Here is a 1,522-nt window from a genome sequence, read left to right as displayed (position 1 = left end):
GACTCCGAGAAGTACCAGCTCAAACCCCGCGACTGGGCCCTCGCCGACACCGACGGCATCGCCCCCCTCATCACCCGCCTCAACACCGTCCGGCGCCGCCACCCCGCGCTCCGGCAGCTGCGCAACCTGCGCTTCCACCGCACGGACAACGATTCCGTCCTCGCGTACAGCAAGCGCACCGGGCCGGACACGGTTCTGGTGATCGTCAACCTTGATCCGCACCACACCCAGGAGGCCACGGTCTCGTTGGACATGCCGCAACTCGGCCTGGACTGGAACGCCGTCCTGTCCGTGCAGGACGAACTGACGGGTGAGACCTACTCGTGGGGCAGGACCAACTATGTGTGCCTCACCCCCGGCCGGACGCCGGCGCACGTGCTCCAGGTAGGGCGGCCGACACCAGCGAACGGAGGGCCCAGCGCGTCATGACTGTCAACGAACCCGTCCCGGACACCTTCGAGGACACACCTGTCAAGGACCGGGACCCGGACTGGTTCAAACGCGCCGTCTTCTACGAGGTCCTGGTCCGCTCCTTCCAGGACAGCGACGGCGACGGCATCGGCGACCTCAAGGGCCTGACCGCGAAACTCGACTACCTGCAGTGGCTCGGCGTCGACTGCCTCTGGCTGCCCCCTTTCTTCAAGTCCCCGCTGCGGGACGGCGGTTACGACGTCTCCGACTACACCGCCGTGCTCCCCGAGTTCGGTGACCTCGCCGACTTCGTGGAGTTCGTCGACGCCGCCCACCAGCGCGGCATGCGCGTCATCATCGACTTCGTCGTCAACCACACCAGCGACCAGCACCCGTGGTTCCAGGAGTCCCGGAAGAACCCGGACGGGCCGTACGGCGACTTCTACATGTGGGCCGACGACGACAAGCAGTACCAGGACGCGCGGATCATCTTCGTCGACACCGAGGTCTCCAACTGGACCTTCGACCCCGTGCGCGGCCAGTACTACTTCCACCGCTTCTTCTCGCACCAGCCCGACCTCAACTACGAGAACCCGGCGGTGCAGGAGGAGGTACTGGCGGCGCTCCGGTTCTGGCTGGACCTGGGCATCGACGGCTTCCGGCTGGACGCGGTGCCCTACCTGTACGCGGAGGAGGGCACCAACTGCGAGAACCTGCCGCCCACCCACGAGTTCCTGAGGCGGGTCCGCCGCGAGATCGACGCCATGTTCCCGGACACCGTGCTGCTGGCCGAGGCCAACCAGTGGCCGGAGGACGTCGTCGACTACTTCGGCGACTACGACAAGGGCGGCGACGAATGCCACATGGCGTTCCATTTCCCGGTGATGCCGCGGATCTTCATGGCCGTGCGCCGGGAATCCCGCTACCCCGTCTCGGAAATCCTCGCCAAGACCCCCGCCATCCCCTCCGGCTGCCAGTGGGGCATCTTCCTGCGCAACCACGACGAACTCACCCTCGAAATGGTCACCGACGAGGAACGCGACTACATGTGGGCCGAATACGCGAAGGACCCGCGTATGCGCGCCAACATCGGCATCAGGCGGCGGCTCGC

At 66.5% G+C, this 1,522-nt stretch carries 2 protein-coding genes; both read left to right on the top strand.

The window, feature by feature from the left end; translation table 11 throughout:
* A partial coding sequence (locus ABT137_RS50960) for an alpha-glucosidase C-terminal domain-containing protein (protein ID WP_351720904.1) occupies positions 1-429 on the top strand: 429 nt, incomplete at its 5' end.
* The coding region (locus ABT137_RS50955; RefSeq protein ID WP_351720901.1) for an alpha-amylase family glycosyl hydrolase at positions 426-1,522 on the top strand (1,097 nt) is incomplete at its 3' end. The genes ABT137_RS50960 and ABT137_RS50955, both read left to right, overlap by 4 nt.

The sequence above is a fragment of the Streptomyces sp. NPDC001980 genome (assembly GCF_040296885.1).
In the GTDB taxonomy this organism is placed as follows: Bacteria; Actinomycetota; Actinomycetes; order Streptomycetales; family Streptomycetaceae; genus Streptomyces.
Note: the sequence above shows the minus strand (reverse complement) of the source record. Positions and strands in the feature narration are given on the sequence as shown.